The organism is Aeromonas sp. R6-1 (assembly GCF_040908165.1).
Taxonomy (GTDB): Bacteria; Pseudomonadota; Gammaproteobacteria; order Enterobacterales; family Aeromonadaceae; genus Aeromonas; species Aeromonas caviae.
In genome coordinates, this window is record NZ_JBFODF010000054.1 from 26,275 (window position 1) to 41,925 (window position 15,651).

A 15,651-nucleotide genomic window follows, 5' to 3' on the forward strand; every position below is an offset into this window, starting at 1 on the left:
TTGGGCAAGGCCGACCAGCAGACCCGCCAGGTGAGCCATGTTGGTGGTCGCTTTGGTTGCCGAGCCGTTGCCGGCAACCAGGCCTCACTCCGGCCTGTGGTGCCTGTCCAGCCAGCCTTGGGCAAGACCGACCAGCAGGCCGACCAAATGGGCCATGTTGGCGGTGGGGGTGCCGAGCATGTCCAGGAAGCCGAGCACCAGCCAGACCAGCATGAAGCCCATCAGGGCTGGCGGCATGGCGAGGCCGCAATCCGGTTGCAGCCTGGTTCGCAGCCAGCTGTAGCCGAGCAGGGCATAGACCACCCCGGAGAGGCCGCCAAAGCGCGGGCCGCTGGCAAAGAACTCGGCGATATTGGGCAGGGCAGCCCCGACGATGAGCAGGATGAACAGCTTGCCGCTGCCGAGGCGCTGCTCTATCTGGCCACCGAGATACCACCACCACAACAGGTTGAACACCAGGTGCACCACCGAGAAGTGGATAAAGGCCGGGGTGACGTAGCGCCAGGCCTGCCAGTCGGTGAACTGGGCCAGGGTGGGGTGGAAGGCGAGCTCGTCGAAGATGGGCAGGCCGATGGCATCCAGAGCGTAGATGGCCAGGCAGGCGATGATGACCACCAGGGTCAGAGGGCCCGCCTGGTGGAGGAAATCGGTGACCGGATCCGTCATCCCCTTGCTGTAGTCGATCCGGGCATCGGCATGGCCGGACTGCCAGGAGGCCTCCATGTAGCGGGGATGATTGGGTTCGCTCAGGAAGCGTTTGACCTCCTGCTGGGCCTGGGCGAGGCGCCGCTCGTCCGCCAGCCAGACCGAGACGCCGAGCTCGGACTGGGTCAGCTCGCACGGAATGCCCAGGGTGGCGAGATAATCCACCAGCGCCTGGGCCATGCGGGCGTCGCCCAGCACCAGCAGCTGGATCATGCCGGTCGAGGAGGAGCGACCCGCCTCTGTCATGCGTCCCCCGTCTGGATGGGGAACTCCCTGCGCCAGGCCTCGAAACCGCCATCCAGGCTATAGACCTCGTCATAGCCCTGTTGCAGCAGGTACTGGGCCGCCCCCTGGCTGCTGTTGCCGTGATAGCACATCACGATGACGGGGGTATCGAAGTCCACCTCGTTCATAAAGCGAACCAGGGTGCCGTTGGTGAGGTGGAAGGCGCCGACCGCGTGGGCCGTCTCGAAGGATTGGGGATCGCGAATGTCCACGAGACGGGCTTCGCCTGCGCTCAGCTTCTGGTGGGCATCATGGGCGCTGATATGGGCAAACTGGTCCATTGAGATGTCCTGAAAATGGAGGGTTGAAGGGCAGTTTACCGCAAGCGGCGGTTTGCGCTAAGTGTGCAATGGGGGCGGCATCCAGGGGATCGCAATTTTCTTCAATATCGTGCCGCCCGGGCCGGGTAGGCTCGGGCTTCCCTCAATTGAACGAGCATCATCCATGGAATTCAGTCTGCTGTTATCCATGGCCGGGTTTGCCCTGGCCATGTCCATCTCCCCGGGGCCGGTCAATCTGGTCGCCCTTGGCACCGGCGCCCGGTACGGTTTCACGGCCAGCCTGCGCCACGTGGTGGGGGCCACCCTCGGCTTCATCCTGCTGCTCCTGCTGATGGGGCTGGGTCTTGGCGGCGCTCTGTCCCGCTGGCCTGTGGCGCTGGGGGCCATTCACTGGGGCGGCGTGCTCTTTCTCGGCTGGATGGCCTGGCAGTTGCTGGTGGACAGCGGCGAGGTGGAGGAAGTGGAGGGCGTGCCCCCCGCCTTCTGGTACGGGGCCTTGATGCAGTGGCTGAATCCCAAGGCCTGGCTCGCCGCCAGCATGGGGATGGGAGCCTATGGGATCGCGGGCGGCATGCGCCAGATCGCCCTCTTTACCGGCATCTATCTGGTGATCTGCCTCGGCTCCATCGCCTGTTGGGCCTATGCGGGCAGCCGATTGCAGGGGTGGCTGGTCTCTCCTCGCCGGTTGCGCTGGTTCAATCGGGCCATGGCGCTCTTGCTGCTGCTCAGCGCCGCCTATCTGGTGCGCTCGTCCTGAGGGGCGAGCTGCGCTCTGTACTGGCCCGGGGTGGCGGCCACCCGGCGTTTGAACTGGCGCTGGAAGTGGGCCTGATCGGCAAAACCGCTGGCAAGGGCCACTTCCGCCAGGGGCTGCCCCTGGCGCAGCAGGGTGCGGGCGTGGCGAATGCGCTGATCGAGCAGGTAGGAATGGGGCGTCATGCCGTAGTGGCGGCTGAAGGCGCGCACGAAGTGGGAAGGGGTCAGCCCGGCCACCGCACTCAGCTGTGCCAGGGTGAGGGCGCAGGCACTCTCGTCCTGCATCAGCTCGGCGGCTCGCTGCAGGTGCTGGGGAGGGCGGTCATCCCACTTGGCCGGGGTGAGCCTGGCCAGAAGCTGGCGGCTGAAGAGGTGGCAGGCCACTTCGCGAGCCAGGGGATCCGGCTCCTCCACCAGTTGCCGATGAAGCCGGCAGAGCCCCTGGTAGAGCAGGGGATCCCGGCTTGCGGTCATGTCGAAGGGGCGAAACGCGTTGCCGAGCCCGGCCTCCTCCTGCTGGCGCTGCAACCAGAGGTTGTCGATGTAGAACATCAGATAGGACCAGGGCTGGTCCGCGACGGGATTGCAGGCGTGCACCTCTTCCGGGTTCATCAGCACCAGGCTGCCGCGGCCGACCTCTTGCAGGCTGCGCTGGTTGAGGTAGTGGCTGTGGCCGCCGGTGATGGCGCCGATGGAGAAGTGGGGGTGGCTGTGCTTGTCGTAGCAGACGCGCCGGCCATCCTGCACCGCCCGCGCCTCGATGAAGGGCAGGGCGGGATCGTGCCAGAAGTGGTGCTGATCCTGTGTCGCCCGCGCTCGGCTCACGATGTGCTCCTCGGCGGGGGGCTGTTCCCCTGCCGGGCTCGGGGAGCGCGGCAGGGGAAGGGTGACGATGGTTGCTGCATCCTCAGCCGCCGAGATAGGCCTGGCGGACGGCGGGGTTGGCCAACAGGGCCTCTCCCGTGTCTTGCAGCACCACCCGGCCGTTCTCCAGCACATAGCCGCGATCCGCCAGCTTGAGCGCCTGGTTCGCGTTCTGCTCCACCAGGAAGATGGTCATCCCCTTCTGGCGCAGTTGCTCTATGGTGTCGAAGATCTGCTGGATGACGATGGGCGCGAGTCCCAGGGAGGGTTCATCCAGCAGCAGCAGGCGCGGCTTGCTCATCAGGGCGCGGCCGATGGCCAGCATCTGCTGCTCGCCGCCGGACATGGTGCCTGCCCGCTGCTCCAGCCGCTCGTGCAGGCGGGGGAACAGGGTGAAAATCTGATCCAGCAGGCCGCGCTGCTCCGCCTTGTCGACGAAGAAGGCCCCCATCAGCAGGTTCTCTTCCACCGTGAGGCGGGCGAAGATGCGGCGCCCCTCCGGCACCACGGCGATGTCCTTGCGCATGATGCGGGCGGTGGTGAGGGAGTCTATCTGCTCTCCTTCGAACCAGATGGAACCGCTGCTTGGCTTGGGCTCGCCACACAGGGTCATCAGCAGAGTGGTCTTGCCGGCGCCGTTGGCGCCGATCAGGGTGACGATTTCCCCCTCTTTCACCTCGACGCTGACGTCGTGCAGCGCCTGAATTTTGCCGTAGTGGGTCGATACGTTGCGAAGTTCTAACATCTTTTTGTCCTTACGACTCGCCCAGATAGGCCTTGATCACCGCCGGATTGCTGCGGATTTCGTCCGGTTTGCCGTGGGCCAGCGGGGTGCCCTGGTTGACCACGAAGATGCGGTTGGAGATCTCCATTACCAGCTTCATGTCGTGCTCGATCAGCAGCACCGAGACCCCGAACTCGTCCCTCAGGTTGGAGATGAGCTCGTTGAGCTCGTCGGTCTCCTTGGGGTTGAGGCCTGCGGCCGGTTCATCCAGCATCAGGAGCTCGGGCCGGGTCGCCATGCAGCGGGCGATCTCGAGCCGGCGCTGCTGGCCGTAAGCCAGGTTGCCCGCGGCGCGGTTGGCGAGATCCTTGAGGCCCACCTTTTCCAGCCAGAAGGCGGACTGCTCCAGCCCCTCTTTCTCGGCACGGCGGAAGGAGGGGGTCTTGAACAGGCCGGCGATGAAGCCGGTATTGAGATGCCTGTGCTGGGCCACCAGCAGGTTTTCCACCGCTGTCATCTCCTTGAACAGGCGCACGTGCTGGAAAGTCCGCACAATGCCCTTGCGGGCGATGAGGTGGCCGGGCAACCCCTGGATCTCTTCACCCTTGTAGCGAATGACACCGCCACTCGGGCGATAGAAGCCGGTCAGGCAGTTGAAGATGGTGGTCTTGCCCGCCCCGTTGGGGCCGATGATGGAGATCACCTCCCCCTTTTCCACATCCAGCTTGACGCCGTTGACCGCGAGCAGGCCGCCAAAGCGCATCGACAGATCTGAGACATCCAACAATGGTTGATTGTTGCTCATTTACGCAGCTCCATATGGGGTCGACTCATGGGCAGCAGTCCCTGCGGCCGCCAGATCATCATGAATACCATCAAGAGACCGAACATCAGCATGCGATATTCGTTGAACTCGCGGGCGAGCTCCGGCAGCACCGTCATCACGATGGCCGCCAGCACCACCCCGATCTGGGATCCCATGCCTCCCAGCACCACAATCGCAAGGACGATGGCCGACTCGATGAAGACGAAGGATTCCGGGCTGATGAAGCCCTGGCGCGAGGCGAAGAAGCTGCCGGCAAAGCCCGCGAAGCAGGCGCCTATGGTGAAGGCGGTCAGCTTGATGATGGTGGGGTTGAGCCCCAGGGACTTGCAGGCGATCTCGTCTTCCCGCAGCGCCTCCCAGGCACGGCCGAGCGGCATGCGCAGCAGGCGGTTGATGACGAACAGGGTCGCCACTACCAGCACCAGGGCCATCAGGTAGAGGAAGATCACCTTGTGGTTGGCGTTGTAGGCGATGCCGAAGAAGTCGTGGAAGGTGCCAAAGCCCCCATCCTTGACGGTGCGGTTGAACTCGAGCCCCCCCAGGGTCGGTTTCGGAATGCCGGAGATCCCGTTCGGACCGCCGGTCAGGGTGGTCATGTTGTTGAGCAGGATGCGGATGATCTCGCCAAAGCCTAGGGTGACGATGGCCAGGTAGTCCCCCCTCAGCCGCAGCACCGGGAACCCGAGCAGGAAGCCGAAGGTGGCCGCCAGCAGACCTGCGATGGGCAGACACTCCCAGAAGCTCAGACCGAAGTAGGTGTTGAGCAGGGCGTAGCTGTAGGCGCCGACCGCATAGAAGCCGACATAGCCGAGGTCGAGCAGACCGGCGAGGCCCACCACCACGTTCAGTCCCAGCCCCAGCATGATGTAAATCAGGGTGAGGGTGGCCAGATCGATGGCGCCGCGAGAGGCCATGAAGGGCCAGCTCACCGCAAACAGCAGCACCAGCACGGCGGTGAGGTTATAGAGCTTGGGGGCCTCTTCGGGGCTTGGCAGCACCAGCTTGGTGAAGCCGACGGAGAAGCCGCTGATGGAGGCCTGGAACAGCCGGCTTATCTGGCCGCGCAGCATCTGGAACCAGAAGACGATGGTGGCGCCCCCCAGCAGCCAGGCCAGCGACACATCGAGGCGGCTCACCACCAGCAGGCGGGAGCCATCGGTCTCCAGCTTGAAGCCGAGCAGCCAGAAGGAGAGCACCAGCAGCACCAGGCTGGCGATGCAGGCATGGATAAATTGACGTTTCATCAGACTTTCTCCACTTCCGGACGGCCGAGAATGCCAGTGATGGTCATGAACAGCAGCACGAGGGCATGCATAGATTGGTTTTTCATACCTTCTCGACCTCCGGACGACCCAGGATGCCGGTGGGCATGAAGAGCAGCACAAAGATAAGCAGGGCAAAGGCCATCACATCCTTGTATTCGGTGCTGAGGTAACCGGCGGTGAGCGCTTCTACCACGCCGAGCAACAGGCCGCCGATCACGGCGCCAGGAATGCTGCCGATGCCGCCCAATACCGCAGCGGTGAAGGCCTTCAAGCCCGCCATGAAGCCGAGATAGGGGTTGATGACACCGTAGTACATGCCGAGCAGCACCCCCGCGACGGCGGCCAGGGCGGCCCCCAGCACGAAGGTGATGGAGATGACCACGTGGGTGTCTATCCCTAACAGGTTGGCCATCTTGATGTCTTCGGAACAGGCACGGCAGGCACGCCCCATGCGGGAGCGGCCGATGAACTGGGTCAACGCCAGCATGGTGACGAAGGTCACCACGAAGATGATGAGCTGCATGTAGGAGAGGCTGGCCTGGAAGCCATCCTCGCCGCCGAGGGTCCAGCCCCCGGAGATCAGAGTGGGCATGGCGATGTCACGCGAGCCCTGGGCCATCCGCATCATGTTCTGCAGGAAGATCGACATGCCGATGGCGGAGATGAGGGGGATCAGGCGGTTGCCGCCCCGCAGTGGACGATAGGCCACCCGTTCTATGGACCAGCCATAGCTGCCGGTGATGATGATGCTGACCAGGAAGGCGCCCCCCAGCAGCAGCACGGTGCTGTCGATGCCCATCATCATGAGCCCGGCCATCACCATGAAGGCGACATAGGAGCCGATCATGTAGACCTCGCCGTGGGCGAAGTTGATCATGCCGATGATGCCGTAGACCATGGTGTAGCCGATGGCGATCAACGCATAGGTGCTGCCTATGGTCAATCCGTTCAGCAACTGCTGAACCAGATAAAGAAGGTGTTCGGACATACCGCGTTCCCTGTGTACTTGCCCGCAAAGAAAGGAGGGGTGACTCACGTCACCCCGACCGGCAGATTATTTGAGTTGAGTGGAGGTACCGTCGGCGTGCCACTGGAAGACACCGAATTCGAAGCCTTTCAGGTCACCGTTCGGTGCCCAGGTCAGGGGGCCCATCACGGTGTCGATCGGTGCGGCCTTGATGGCGGCAGCGACGGCAGCCGGATCATCCTCGCCCGCCTTGGCGATACCGGCCGCCAGGGCCTGCATGGCGGCGTAGGTGGTCCACACGAACGGACCGGAGGAGTCCTGACCCTTGGCCTTGAACGCTTCCACGATGGGGGCGTTGGCCGGCACCAGGTCATATTTGTTCGGCAGGGTCACCAGCAGGCCTTCGGAAGCCGGGCCGCCGATGGCGGAGATGTCCTTGTTGCCCACGCCTTCCGGACCCATGAACTTGGCCTTCAGACCCTTCTCGCCAGCCTGGCGCAGGATCAGACCCAGCTCCGGGTGGTAGCCGCCGTAGTAGACGAAGTCGACGTTCTCTTTTTGCAGCTTGGCGATCAGGGCGGAGAAGTCCTTGTCGCCGGCGGTGATGCCCTCATAGGCCACGACCTTGACGCCTGCCTTGTCCAGGGCCGCTTTCACGCTGGAGGCGATGCCTTCACCGTACTGTTTCTTGTCGTGGATGACGGCCACGCGCTGGGGTTTGACCTGCTCGATGATGTACTTGGCGGCGGTCGGGCCCTGGTCGCTGTCCAGACCGATGGTGCGCAGAGTCAGCTGGTAACCGCGCTCGGTGATCTTGGGGTTGGTGGAGGCGGGGGTGACCATCAGGACCCCTTCATCTTCATAGATGTCGGAGGCGGGCAGGGTGTTGTCGGAGCAGAGGTGGCCGACCACGAACTTGACGCCGTCGTTGATCACCTTGTTGGCGATGGCCACGGCCTGTTTGGGATCGCAGGCATCGTCATAGATGACGGCTTCGATCTGCTTGCCCTTGATGCCGCCCGCCTTGTTGATCTGCTCGACCGCCATCTTGCCGCCGGTGAACTGCATGTCACCGTACTGGGCGACCGGGCCGGTCAGGGGGCCGGCGATGCCGATCTTGATGGTATCCGCCGCATTGGCCATGGAAACTGATCCAAACAGAGCCAAAGAAACCGCTGCTCTGACTGCCATTTTACTGAAGTTATGCATTGATTCGTCCCTTAATCAGTGAATTGTTTCATTTTATGCACGTCATACCGAGCCTGTGTCCCGCCAGCCCGGCGATAGATAAGGTTCTATCATTCCTCGCCGGGCAATAACAAGATGTTAAAGATACTAACCGGAGCAGGCGCGAGAGGGGTTTTGTGAAACTAACGCGCAGTTTATTGCTGTTTATCGGAGTTTAATGTTGTAAAGGTGGTGCAACATACAGATAACAAATTGTCATGGTGACAATTTACAGAGTAAAAAACTGACGATATTTCATTCTGCGTCCGCTCTCATTTTGACCAAAATCCGTTTGCGCAAAAAGAAATGACCGCATAGATTAGCCAGCATTGATAATTCACTGGCAGCGCCCGTTAAAACCAAGCCTTTATTCGGGAAATCTGCTACTGTTCCGCCTTTGTTATTCAGGAGACAGAGATGGCAACTATCAAGGATGTCGCCTCGCGCGCAGGCGTATCCATCTCCACCGTCTCACATGTACTCAATCACACCCGTCGGGTCAGCGAAGACGCAACCCAGAAAGTGCTTGAGGCGGTGGCAGAGCTGAACTACGCGCCCAACTCGGTGGCGCGCAGTCTCAAGATCAATTCGACCAAGACCATCGGCATGCTGGTGACCACCAGTGCCAACCCCTTCTTCGCGGAAGTGGTACAGGGGGTGGAAGCCTACTGCTTCGAGCAGGGTTACAGCCTGATCCTGTGCAACACCGAGAACCAGCCGCCCCGCCAGCAGCACTATCTGCGCATGCTGATGGAGAAGCGGGTCGACGGTCTGCTGGTGCTGGGGACCGATATCGACACCCAGTTCAGGGACATGCTGCGTATCCACAAAAACGTGCCGCAAGTGGTGCTGGACTGGGGCAACGAGTGCGATTTCGCCAACGTGATCAACGACAACGCCCGCATCGGCGCGCGTCTGGCGGTGCGCCATCTGCTGGAGCAGGGCCACACCAACATCGTCTGCATCACCGGCCATCTCGCCAAGCCGACTACCCAGCAACGGCTGGACGGGGTGCGCGATGCCCTGGCTGAACAGGGGATGACCCTGAAAGAAGAGCAGATCTTCGAAGGGGACTACGAGAGCCAGAGCGGCTTCGATGCCATGCAGCGCATCCTGGCCCTCACCCCTCGCCCGACTGCGGTCTTCGCCTTCGACGATCCCATGGCCATCGGTGCCATCTGCGCCGCCTGGGAGGCCGGGGTCAAGGTGCCGGACGATATCTCCATGATCGGCTATGACGACGTGGAGATGGCGCGCTTCTCCAGCCCGCCGCTCACCACCATCCGCCACCCCAAGGCCGAGCTCGGTCTGCTGGCGGTGCAGCAACTGGTGAGCCGGATCCGCAACAAGGAGCTGGAAGTGGAGTCCATGACGGTGCAGCCCGAGCTCATTGTCCGCCGCTCGGTCAAGTCCCTGCGCTGACGGCGCCACGGGTGCCATGAACAAGAAACCCCCTCGCCAGCGAGGGGGTTTCTGTTTTTGGGCCCCTCTCGTATCTGGGGGCGTCAGGCCTTGAGGCCGAGCCGCCTGGCGAGGCGGTGCAGGTTGCCGCCGTCCAGATCCAGTGCCCGGGCAGTGGCAGCCCAGTTGCCGTCATGGGCCGTCAGGGTCTGCTCGATCAGCTGGCGCTGGAACAGATCGGTGGCGGCGCGAAGGCCGAGGCCGGCAATGGCCGGGGAGGCGGGCTGGCTGACGGTGTCGGCGGGCAGGGATGAGCCCGTCGGCCCCAGGTTGAAGTGGTGGGGCTCCAGGGTCGGCGAGGGGCTGCCCTGCTCGGCCCTGGCCAGCACGGCGGCGCGGTGGATGGCGTGCTCCAGCTCCCGCACGTTGCCGGGCCAGTCGTGGCGCTCGAGCAGTTGCAGCGCCTGTGGCTGGATACGCAGCTGCTCCAGCCCCAGGCCGAGCCGGCAGCGCTCGCAAAAGTAACCGGCCAGCAGGGGAATGTCGCCTGGGCGCTCCCGCAGTGCCGGGGCGTGGATCGGAAACACGCTCAGCCGGTGGTAGAGGTCGGCCCGAAACTGCCCCTCGACCACCGCCTGTTTCAGATCCCGGTTGGTGGCCGCCAGGATGCGCACATTCACCTTGAGCGGGGTGTCGTCACCGATCCGCTGCAGATCGCCGTATTGCAGCACCCGCAGCAGCTTGGCCTGCAGCGCAAGCGACAGCTCCCCTATCTCGTCGAGGAACAGGGTGCCCTTGTCCGCCAGCTCGAACTTGCCCGCCCGATTGTGGATGGCGCCGGTGAAGGCCCCCTTCACGTGACCGAACAGCTCGCTCTCGGCCACCGATTCCGGCAGGGCGGCGCAGTTGAGGTAGACCAGGGGGGCATGGGCGCGGGGTGAGCCGCCATGCACCGCCTTGGCGATCAGCTCCTTGCCGACCCCGGTCTCCCCCAAAATCAGCACGTTCAGCTCCGAGCTGGCCACCACGTCTATCTCGTGGCGCAACCGGGCCATGGCGGGGGAGTGGCCTATCATCTCCGGCTGCTCAGGGCCGGGCCGGGTGCCGGGGACCAGGGGCTCGCTGCTCTGGCGGGCGAGCCGCTCCAGCAGCAGGGCGTTGTCGAGGGCGGCGGCGGCCAGGGCCCCCACCAGACGCAGCTCCTCGTCGCTGATGCCGTCGAACTGGGTCGGGTTCATGCCGTCTATGGTCAGGGCGCCGATCAGCGCTTGATCCGAGAAGAGCGGCAGGCCGACACAGGCGTGCACCTTGAAGTCGTCGTGATCCGGCAGCAGGCCGTCATAGGGGTCGGGCAGGGCGCTGTCGGCGGGGAAGCGCACCACATCCCCGGCGCGGGCGATGGCCTCGAGGCGCGGGTGATCCTTGAGGGCGAAGCGGCGACCCAGCACGTCCTGCATCAGGCCGTCGATGGCCAGCGGGATGAACTGGCCCCCCTCGTAGCGCAGCAGGGCCGAGGCATCCGAGTTCAGCAGGCTGCGAACGCTCTGGATCAGGCGGTGGAAGCGGTCCTGATGAGAGATGCCGAGTTGCAGGTCGAGGGCGATGCGCGCCAGGCTGTCGGTCGAGATCACGATGATTGTCCAAATGACAGTGTATTTGTGATTTTGACTATAAAGGTGTGGTGTCTTAATGACAACGAGTGATATGCGAAGCCATTAAAAACAACGAGTTACATTTTGGCACGTCCGCTGCAATAGCTGGTTCAGTTGAACATCCACTATTGCATCCGAGGAACTGCCTGATGAGCATTCACGTCAAGAACAACATTCACTGGGTCGGCCAACGGGACTGGGAGGTACGCGACTTCCACGGCACCGAGTACAAGACCCACAAGGGCACCAGCTACAACAGCTACCTCATCCGCGAAGGGAAGAATGTGCTGATCGATACCGTCGATCACAAGTTCAGCCGTGAGTTCGTGCAGAACCTGGCGGCCGAGATCGATCTCGCTTCCATCGACTACGTGGTGATCAACCACGCCGAGGAGGATCACGCCGGCGCCCTGACCGAGCTGATGGCCCGTATCCCAGGCACCCCCATCTATTGCACCCACAACGCCATCGACTCCATCACCGGCCATCATCACCACCCGGAGTGGAACTTCCACCCGGTCAAGACCGGTGACAGCCTGGACATCGGCAACGGCAAGCAGCTGGTGTTCATCGAGACCCCCATGCTGCACTGGCCCGACAGCATGATGACCTACATGACCGAGGATGCGGTGCTGTTCTCCAACGACGCCTTCGGCCAGCACTACTGCGACGAGCACCTGTTCAACGACGAGGTGGATCAGACCGAGCTGATGGAGCAGTGCCAGCGCTACTACGCCAACATCCTCACCCCCTTCAGCCCCCTGGTGACCGCCAAGATCAAGGAAGTGCTGGGCTTCAACCTGCCGGTGAGCATGGTGGCCACCTCCCACGGCATCGTCTGGCGCGAAGATCCCACCCAGATCATCCTGAAATACCTGGAGTGGGCCGACCACTATCAGGAAGACCGCATCACCCTCTTCTACGACTCCATGTCCAACAACACCCGCATGATGGCGGACGCCATCGCCCAGGGCATCCACGAGGTGGACCCCGGTGTGGCGGTGAAGATCTACAACGTGGCCCGCCACGACAAGAACGAGATCCTGACCCAGGTGTTCCGCTCCAAGGGGATACTGGTGGGTTCCTCCACCATGAACAACGTCATGATGCCCAAGGTGGCGGGCATGCTCGAAGAGATCACCGGCCTGCGCTTCCGTAACAAGCGCGCCTCGGCCTTCGGCAGCTACGGCTGGACAGGTGGTGCGGTGGACCGGATCCAGACCCGATTGATGGATGCAGGCTTTGACATCAGCCTCTCCCTCAAGGCCAAGTGGCGGCCGGATGGCTCGGCGCTGGCGGAATGCCGCGAACACGGCCGCCAGCTCGCCCGTCAGTGGGCGTTGCACCCGCTGGACGCACCCCGCCCGATCACCACAACCCAGACAACCGTGACGCCCGTCCCCGCGATGCCTGCTGTTGAGCCGCAAGCCGCAGCGGCCGCCGCCGAATGGGATGACGACCAGGCCATGCTCTGCACGGTCTGCCAGTGGGTCTATGACCCGGCCCAGGGCGAGCCGGATCAGCTGGTGGCGCCGGGCACCCCCTGGGCCCAGGTGCCGGACAGTTTCCTCTGCCCCGGCTGCGGCATCGGCAAGGAGGTATTTGAACCCTGCGCCGTGGAGGCTTGCGTATGAGTGCCATCCCCCAGCGCGACGAGATAGTGGTGATCGGCAGCGGCTTCGCTGCCCAGCAGCTGGTCAAGAGCCTGCGCAAGCTTAACGCCGAGCAGCCCATCCGCCTCATCACCGCCGACAGCGGCGACGAGTACAACAAGCCGGACTTGAGCCATGTGGTGAGCCGGGGCTGCGCCGCCGCAGCCATGACCCGTCTTAGCGGCAGCGACTTTGCCGAGCAGCAGCGCATCGCGCTGCTGCCCCACAGCCCGGTGCTCGGCATCGATCCAGCCCGGCGGTTGGTGCTGACCGAGCAGGGGGAATTCCCCTACGGCAAGCTGGTGCTGGCCACCGGGGCGAGCGCGGTGCGCCCCGATCTGCCGGGCAGCGAACACCTGGTCACCCTCAACAGCCAGCAGGAGTACGCCGCCACCGAGGCGCAACTGCGCCAGGCCCGCCGCATCCTGGTGCTGGGGGCCGGCCTTATCGGCTGCGAGCTGGCGATGGACATGGCGAGCGATGGCCGCGAGGTCACCCTGCTGGATCTGGCCGATAGCCCGCTCAGCGCCCTGCTGCCCGCCACCCTGACCCAGCCACTGCAACAGGCGCTGCGCAGCCAGGGGGTCAGTCTGCAGTTCGGGACGGGTCTCGCCAGGGTGGATGCCCAGCCGGGGGATGGCTGGCGCGTCACCCTGACCGACGGGCGCGTCAGTGCGCAGGATCTGGTGATCGCCGCCATCGGCCTGCGGCCGAATCTGGCCCTGGCCCGCGGGGCCGGGCTGGAGGTGGATCGCGGCATCCTGGTCGATGATCGGCTGCAGACTAGCGATCCCCATATCTTCGCGCTGGGGGATTGCGTGCAGTGGCAAGGTCAGCTGCTCCCCTTCCTGCAACCCATCGTGCTGGGCGCCAATGCGCTGGCGCGTACCCTGCTCGGCACACCGACCCCGCTGACCCTGCCCCCCATGCTGGTGAAGGTGAAGACGCCGCGCTACCCGCTGCAACTGGCTGGCCGCACCCGGGGCGAGGATCTCGCCTGGCAGTGCCGCTGGAACAGCCACGGCATGGTGGCCGAGGCGCGCGACCAAGCCGGCGAGTTGTGCGGCTTCGTGGTGGGGGGTGACCAGATGAGCGCCGCCTTCCCGCTGCTGCGTCAGCTGCCCCGTTAACCCCTTTCATTGCACCGGCCGGGTCGACCCGGCCACACGAGGAGAACCGATATGGCCATGCAACTGATCCCGTCTCACTGGGTGGTGCGCCGTTCCACTCCCTTCTTTACCCGCGAGAATGTGCCCTAGGCCCTGCTCACCCACCACAACACCGCGGCCGGGGTGTTCGGCCAACTCTGCGTGATGGAGGGCACAGTCACCTATCACGGCTTTGCCGACGAACAGGCCGAGGAGCCCGAGGTGAGCCTGGTGATCCGGGCCGGGGAGTTTGCCACCAGCCCGCCCCAGTACTGGCACAGGGTTGAGCTGTCGGAGGATGCCCGCTTCAACATCCACTTCTGGGCCGAGCAGGCCGAATCCGACCAGCCGCTGTTCCACAGCCGCAAATAACGGGGTTTAAGGCTGAGGGGGCGGAGCGGGCAAATGCCCCCTCTGCCCATGCAGATCAAAATCATCAACTCAGATGTTGGTTATCCTGCCCCCTCGATTCGGATGAGCACAGTGAGGGAAACATGAGCCTGTTGGAAGCCCTGACCATGACCTCGGGTCTGGTCTATCTGGTTCTGTTGTTGTGGCAGGGCCGCAGCGGTTGGGGCTGGACGCTCTCTCTGCTGTTGGCCGCCGCGCTCTGGCTGCTGGTGGCGGATTCGGTACTCTGGCTCGCACTGGGGCTGGTGGCCACGACTCTGGCGCTCTGGCTGCGCTATCGCCCCCTACTCATGCTGGCCCACATAGACAGTCAACGTCTCAGAACGGCCACCAGGCAGCTATTGCTGCTGTGTTGGGTGTTGGTGGCGGTTCAATATGTTGTTCATATCGGACAGTTGGGGCTGGGGATGACCCCCTGGCTGGTACGCCCTGACGTGGTGGACGGTTTCCTGCCCATCGCAGGTGGTCTCGGGCTGCGGGCCTGGCTCGGGCAGGGGCTGACGGACCCCCATCACCCGGCGGCCACCGTCACCGTGCTGGTGCTCTCCCTGTCGGCCCTGCTGCTGGGTCGGGCGTTTTGTGCCTGGTTCTGCCCGCTCGGGCTGGTGGGGGAGTCGCTGCACGGCCTGCGCTCGCGCCTGTTGCCGGGGGAGTGGACCCCGCCGCGCTGGCTCGATGCCGTGTTGCGCGGCCAGAAGTTTCTGGTGCTCGGTTTTCTGCTCTTCATCATCTTGCTGGCGGTACCCGCCGCCGCCCTGCCCGGCTACCTTGCCAGCCCCTACCATCAGGCGGCGGACATGAAGATGGGGGCCTTCTTCTTCAACCTGACCCTGATCTCGGGCCTGTGCCTTGGCTGGGTGCTGCTGCTCACCGCCACCTTCCGGCAAGGGTTCTGTCGCTACCTCTGTCCCTATGGCGCCTGGATGGCCCTGCTCGGCCTGCTGACCCCGCTGCGCATTCGCCGTGACCCGGCCCGTTGCTTGCGAAGCCTGGGCCACGACTGCGACAAGTGCAGCCGGGCCTGCCCGTCTCGCATCCAGGTACACCAGCTTATCGCGGTGCGCAGTCTCGAGTGCACCAGCTGCCAGAGCTGCGTGGCCGCCTGCCCCAAGCGGGCTGATGCGCTGCACTTGGGCACCCAGGGGCGCCGGCTCGCCCCCCGCCAACTGCTGGGACTGCTCTGTCTGTTGCTGCTGGTGTTGCCGCTGCTCTCCTACGGCTTGCTGGATCTCTGGGTCAGCCAGACACCGATCCCTGACCGCTACGAGCTGTTGCAGCGGCTGCCCTGGTTGAGCCACTGAGGGGGGAAAGGGCAAAAGGTGGATGATGGGGGGATCTTTCGGATTGGCGATAAAAGCTGTATAAAAATCCCCCGCCAAATTGTTAGCGCCATCCCACTTTGCTCATATTGCAATTGATCATATAGCGCTCCCCACCATAATGGGTGCTGTTATTTGGCGTTGTTAATATCAATTGGATGAGCAACA

The 15,651-nt window shown here is 63.7% G+C and carries 14 protein-coding genes and 1 pseudogene; 6 read left to right on the forward strand and 9 right to left on the reverse strand.

What is annotated here, in order from left to right:
- Positions 1–84: 84 nt before the first annotated feature.
- Complete coding sequence (glpG, locus tag AB5Y68_RS18970) at positions 85–918, reverse strand: rhomboid family intramembrane serine protease GlpG (RefSeq protein WP_039041020.1); 834 nt, start codon at positions 916–918, stop codon at positions 85–87.
- A 29-nt stretch (positions 919–947) separates the two neighbouring features.
- A complete protein-coding gene (gene glpE / locus AB5Y68_RS18975; protein ID WP_039040999.1) occupies positions 948–1,271 on the reverse strand; it encodes a thiosulfate sulfurtransferase GlpE in 324 nt (107 codons plus the stop codon).
- Positions 1,272–1,434: 163 nt separating this feature from the next.
- Between glpE and AB5Y68_RS18980 the strand changes: the two genes are divergently transcribed.
- On the forward strand, positions 1,435–2,028 hold the full coding sequence (locus AB5Y68_RS18980) for a LysE family translocator (RefSeq protein WP_039041000.1): 594 nt from the start codon (positions 1,435–1,437) through the stop codon (positions 2,026–2,028).
- Here the strand turns inward: AB5Y68_RS18980 and AB5Y68_RS18985 are convergent.
- The 6 genes from AB5Y68_RS18985 to AB5Y68_RS19010 all read right to left on the reverse strand — a co-directional run bounded on the left by AB5Y68_RS18985 (position 2,007) and on the right by AB5Y68_RS19010 (position 7,882).
- Positions 2,007–2,852: an AraC family transcriptional regulator gene (locus AB5Y68_RS18985; protein ID WP_039041001.1), complete on the reverse strand. Its 846-nt coding sequence runs from the start codon at positions 2,850–2,852 to the stop codon at positions 2,007–2,009. The genes AB5Y68_RS18980 and AB5Y68_RS18985 overlap by 22 nt on opposite strands.
- 82 nt (positions 2,853–2,934) lie before the next feature.
- Positions 2,935–3,636, reverse strand: coding sequence for an ABC transporter ATP-binding protein (locus AB5Y68_RS18990; protein ID WP_010672380.1), 702 nt, complete (start codon positions 3,634–3,636; stop codon positions 2,935–2,937).
- A gap of 10 nt (positions 3,637–3,646) precedes the next feature.
- Positions 3,647–4,420: a high-affinity branched-chain amino acid ABC transporter ATP-binding protein LivG gene (gene livG / locus AB5Y68_RS18995; RefSeq protein WP_010672381.1), complete on the reverse strand. Its 774-nt coding sequence runs from the start codon at positions 4,418–4,420 to the stop codon at positions 3,647–3,649.
- Complete coding sequence (locus AB5Y68_RS19000) at positions 4,417–5,685, reverse strand: high-affinity branched-chain amino acid ABC transporter permease LivM (RefSeq protein ID WP_039041002.1); 1,269 nt, start codon at positions 5,683–5,685, stop codon at positions 4,417–4,419. Before AB5Y68_RS19000 ends, livG begins: the two co-directional genes overlap by 4 nt.
- Before the next feature lie 82 nt (positions 5,686–5,767).
- Positions 5,768–6,694: a high-affinity branched-chain amino acid ABC transporter permease LivH gene (livH, locus tag AB5Y68_RS19005; RefSeq protein WP_368207476.1), complete on the reverse strand. Its 927-nt coding sequence runs from the start codon at positions 6,692–6,694 to the stop codon at positions 5,768–5,770.
- 66 nt (positions 6,695–6,760) lie between these two features.
- The gene (locus AB5Y68_RS19010) at positions 6,761–7,882 is read right to left on the reverse strand and encodes a branched-chain amino acid ABC transporter substrate-binding protein (RefSeq protein ID WP_039041003.1); all 1,122 of its coding nucleotides are present in this window, start codon (positions 7,880–7,882) and stop codon (positions 6,761–6,763) included.
- Between the two features lie 435 nt (positions 7,883–8,317).
- Here AB5Y68_RS19010 and AB5Y68_RS19015 point away from each other — a divergent pair, with 435 nt between their 5' ends.
- Positions 8,318–9,322, forward strand: a complete 1,005-nt coding sequence (locus AB5Y68_RS19015) for a substrate-binding domain-containing protein (RefSeq protein ID WP_010672385.1) — start codon at positions 8,318–8,320, stop codon at positions 9,320–9,322.
- An 83-nt stretch (positions 9,323–9,405) separates the two neighbouring features.
- On the opposite strand, the gene norR is transcribed toward AB5Y68_RS19015, so the two are convergent.
- The gene (norR, locus tag AB5Y68_RS19020) at positions 9,406–10,932 is read right to left on the reverse strand and encodes a nitric oxide reductase transcriptional regulator NorR (RefSeq protein WP_103255141.1); all 1,527 of its coding nucleotides are present in this window, start codon (positions 10,930–10,932) and stop codon (positions 9,406–9,408) included.
- 170 nt (positions 10,933–11,102) lie between these two features.
- Between norR and norV the strand changes: the two genes are divergently transcribed.
- The 4 genes and pseudogenes from norV to AB5Y68_RS19040 all read left to right on the forward strand — a co-directional run bounded on the left by norV (position 11,103) and on the right by AB5Y68_RS19040 (position 15,465).
- Positions 11,103–12,587 carry an anaerobic nitric oxide reductase flavorubredoxin gene (gene norV / locus AB5Y68_RS19025; RefSeq protein ID WP_039041006.1) on the forward strand — a complete coding sequence of 495 codons (1,485 nt, stop codon included), beginning with the start codon at positions 11,103–11,105 and terminating at the stop codon, positions 12,585–12,587.
- A complete protein-coding gene (gene norW, locus AB5Y68_RS19030) occupies positions 12,584–13,735 on the forward strand; it encodes an NADH:flavorubredoxin reductase NorW (protein WP_039041007.1) in 1,152 nt (383 codons plus the stop codon). The genes norV and norW overlap by 4 nt, the downstream gene beginning before the upstream one ends.
- A gap of 51 nt (positions 13,736–13,786) precedes the next feature.
- Positions 13,787–14,125, forward strand: a pseudogene (locus AB5Y68_RS19035) (DUF1971 domain-containing protein).
- Between the two features lie 122 nt (positions 14,126–14,247).
- Positions 14,248–15,465 carry a 4Fe-4S binding protein gene (locus AB5Y68_RS19040; protein ID WP_039041008.1) on the forward strand — a complete coding sequence of 406 codons (1,218 nt, stop codon included), beginning with the start codon at positions 14,248–14,250 and terminating at the stop codon, positions 15,463–15,465.
- Positions 15,466–15,651: the final 186 nt, after the last annotated feature.

Bases quoted from the DNA above. Each gene is read 5' to 3' on its own strand.
- livG (WP_010672381.1), bottom strand. From the start codon at position 4,420: ATGAGCAACAATCAACCATTGTTGGATGTCTCAGATCTGTCGATGCGC.
- AB5Y68_RS19040 (WP_039041008.1), top strand. From the start codon at position 14,248: ATGAGCCTGTTGGAAGCCCTGACCATGACCTCGGGTCTGGTCTATCTG.
- glpG (WP_039041020.1), bottom strand. From the start codon at position 918: ATGATCCAGCTGCTGGTGCTGGGCGACGCCCGCATGGCCCAGGCGCTG.
- AB5Y68_RS18990 (WP_010672380.1), bottom strand. From the start codon at position 3,636: ATGTTAGAACTTCGCAACGTATCGACCCACTACGGCAAAATTCAGGCG.
- glpE (WP_039040999.1), bottom strand. From the start codon at position 1,271: ATGGACCAGTTTGCCCATATCAGCGCCCATGATGCCCACCAGAAGCTG.
- livH (WP_368207476.1), bottom strand. From the start codon at position 6,694: ATGTCCGAACACCTTCTTTATCTGGTTCAGCAGTTGCTGAACGGATTG.
- AB5Y68_RS19015 (WP_010672385.1), top strand. From the start codon at position 8,318: ATGGCAACTATCAAGGATGTCGCCTCGCGCGCAGGCGTATCCATCTCC.
- AB5Y68_RS19010 (WP_039041003.1), bottom strand. From the start codon at position 7,882: ATGCATAACTTCAGTAAAATGGCAGTCAGAGCAGCGGTTTCTTTGGCT.
- AB5Y68_RS18980 (WP_039041000.1), top strand. From the start codon at position 1,435: ATGGAATTCAGTCTGCTGTTATCCATGGCCGGGTTTGCCCTGGCCATG.
- norV (WP_039041006.1), top strand. From the start codon at position 11,103: ATGAGCATTCACGTCAAGAACAACATTCACTGGGTCGGCCAACGGGAC.
- norW (WP_039041007.1), top strand. From the start codon at position 12,584: ATGAGTGCCATCCCCCAGCGCGACGAGATAGTGGTGATCGGCAGCGGC.
- AB5Y68_RS19000 (WP_039041002.1), bottom strand. From the start codon at position 5,685: ATGAAACGTCAATTTATCCATGCCTGCATCGCCAGCCTGGTGCTGCTG.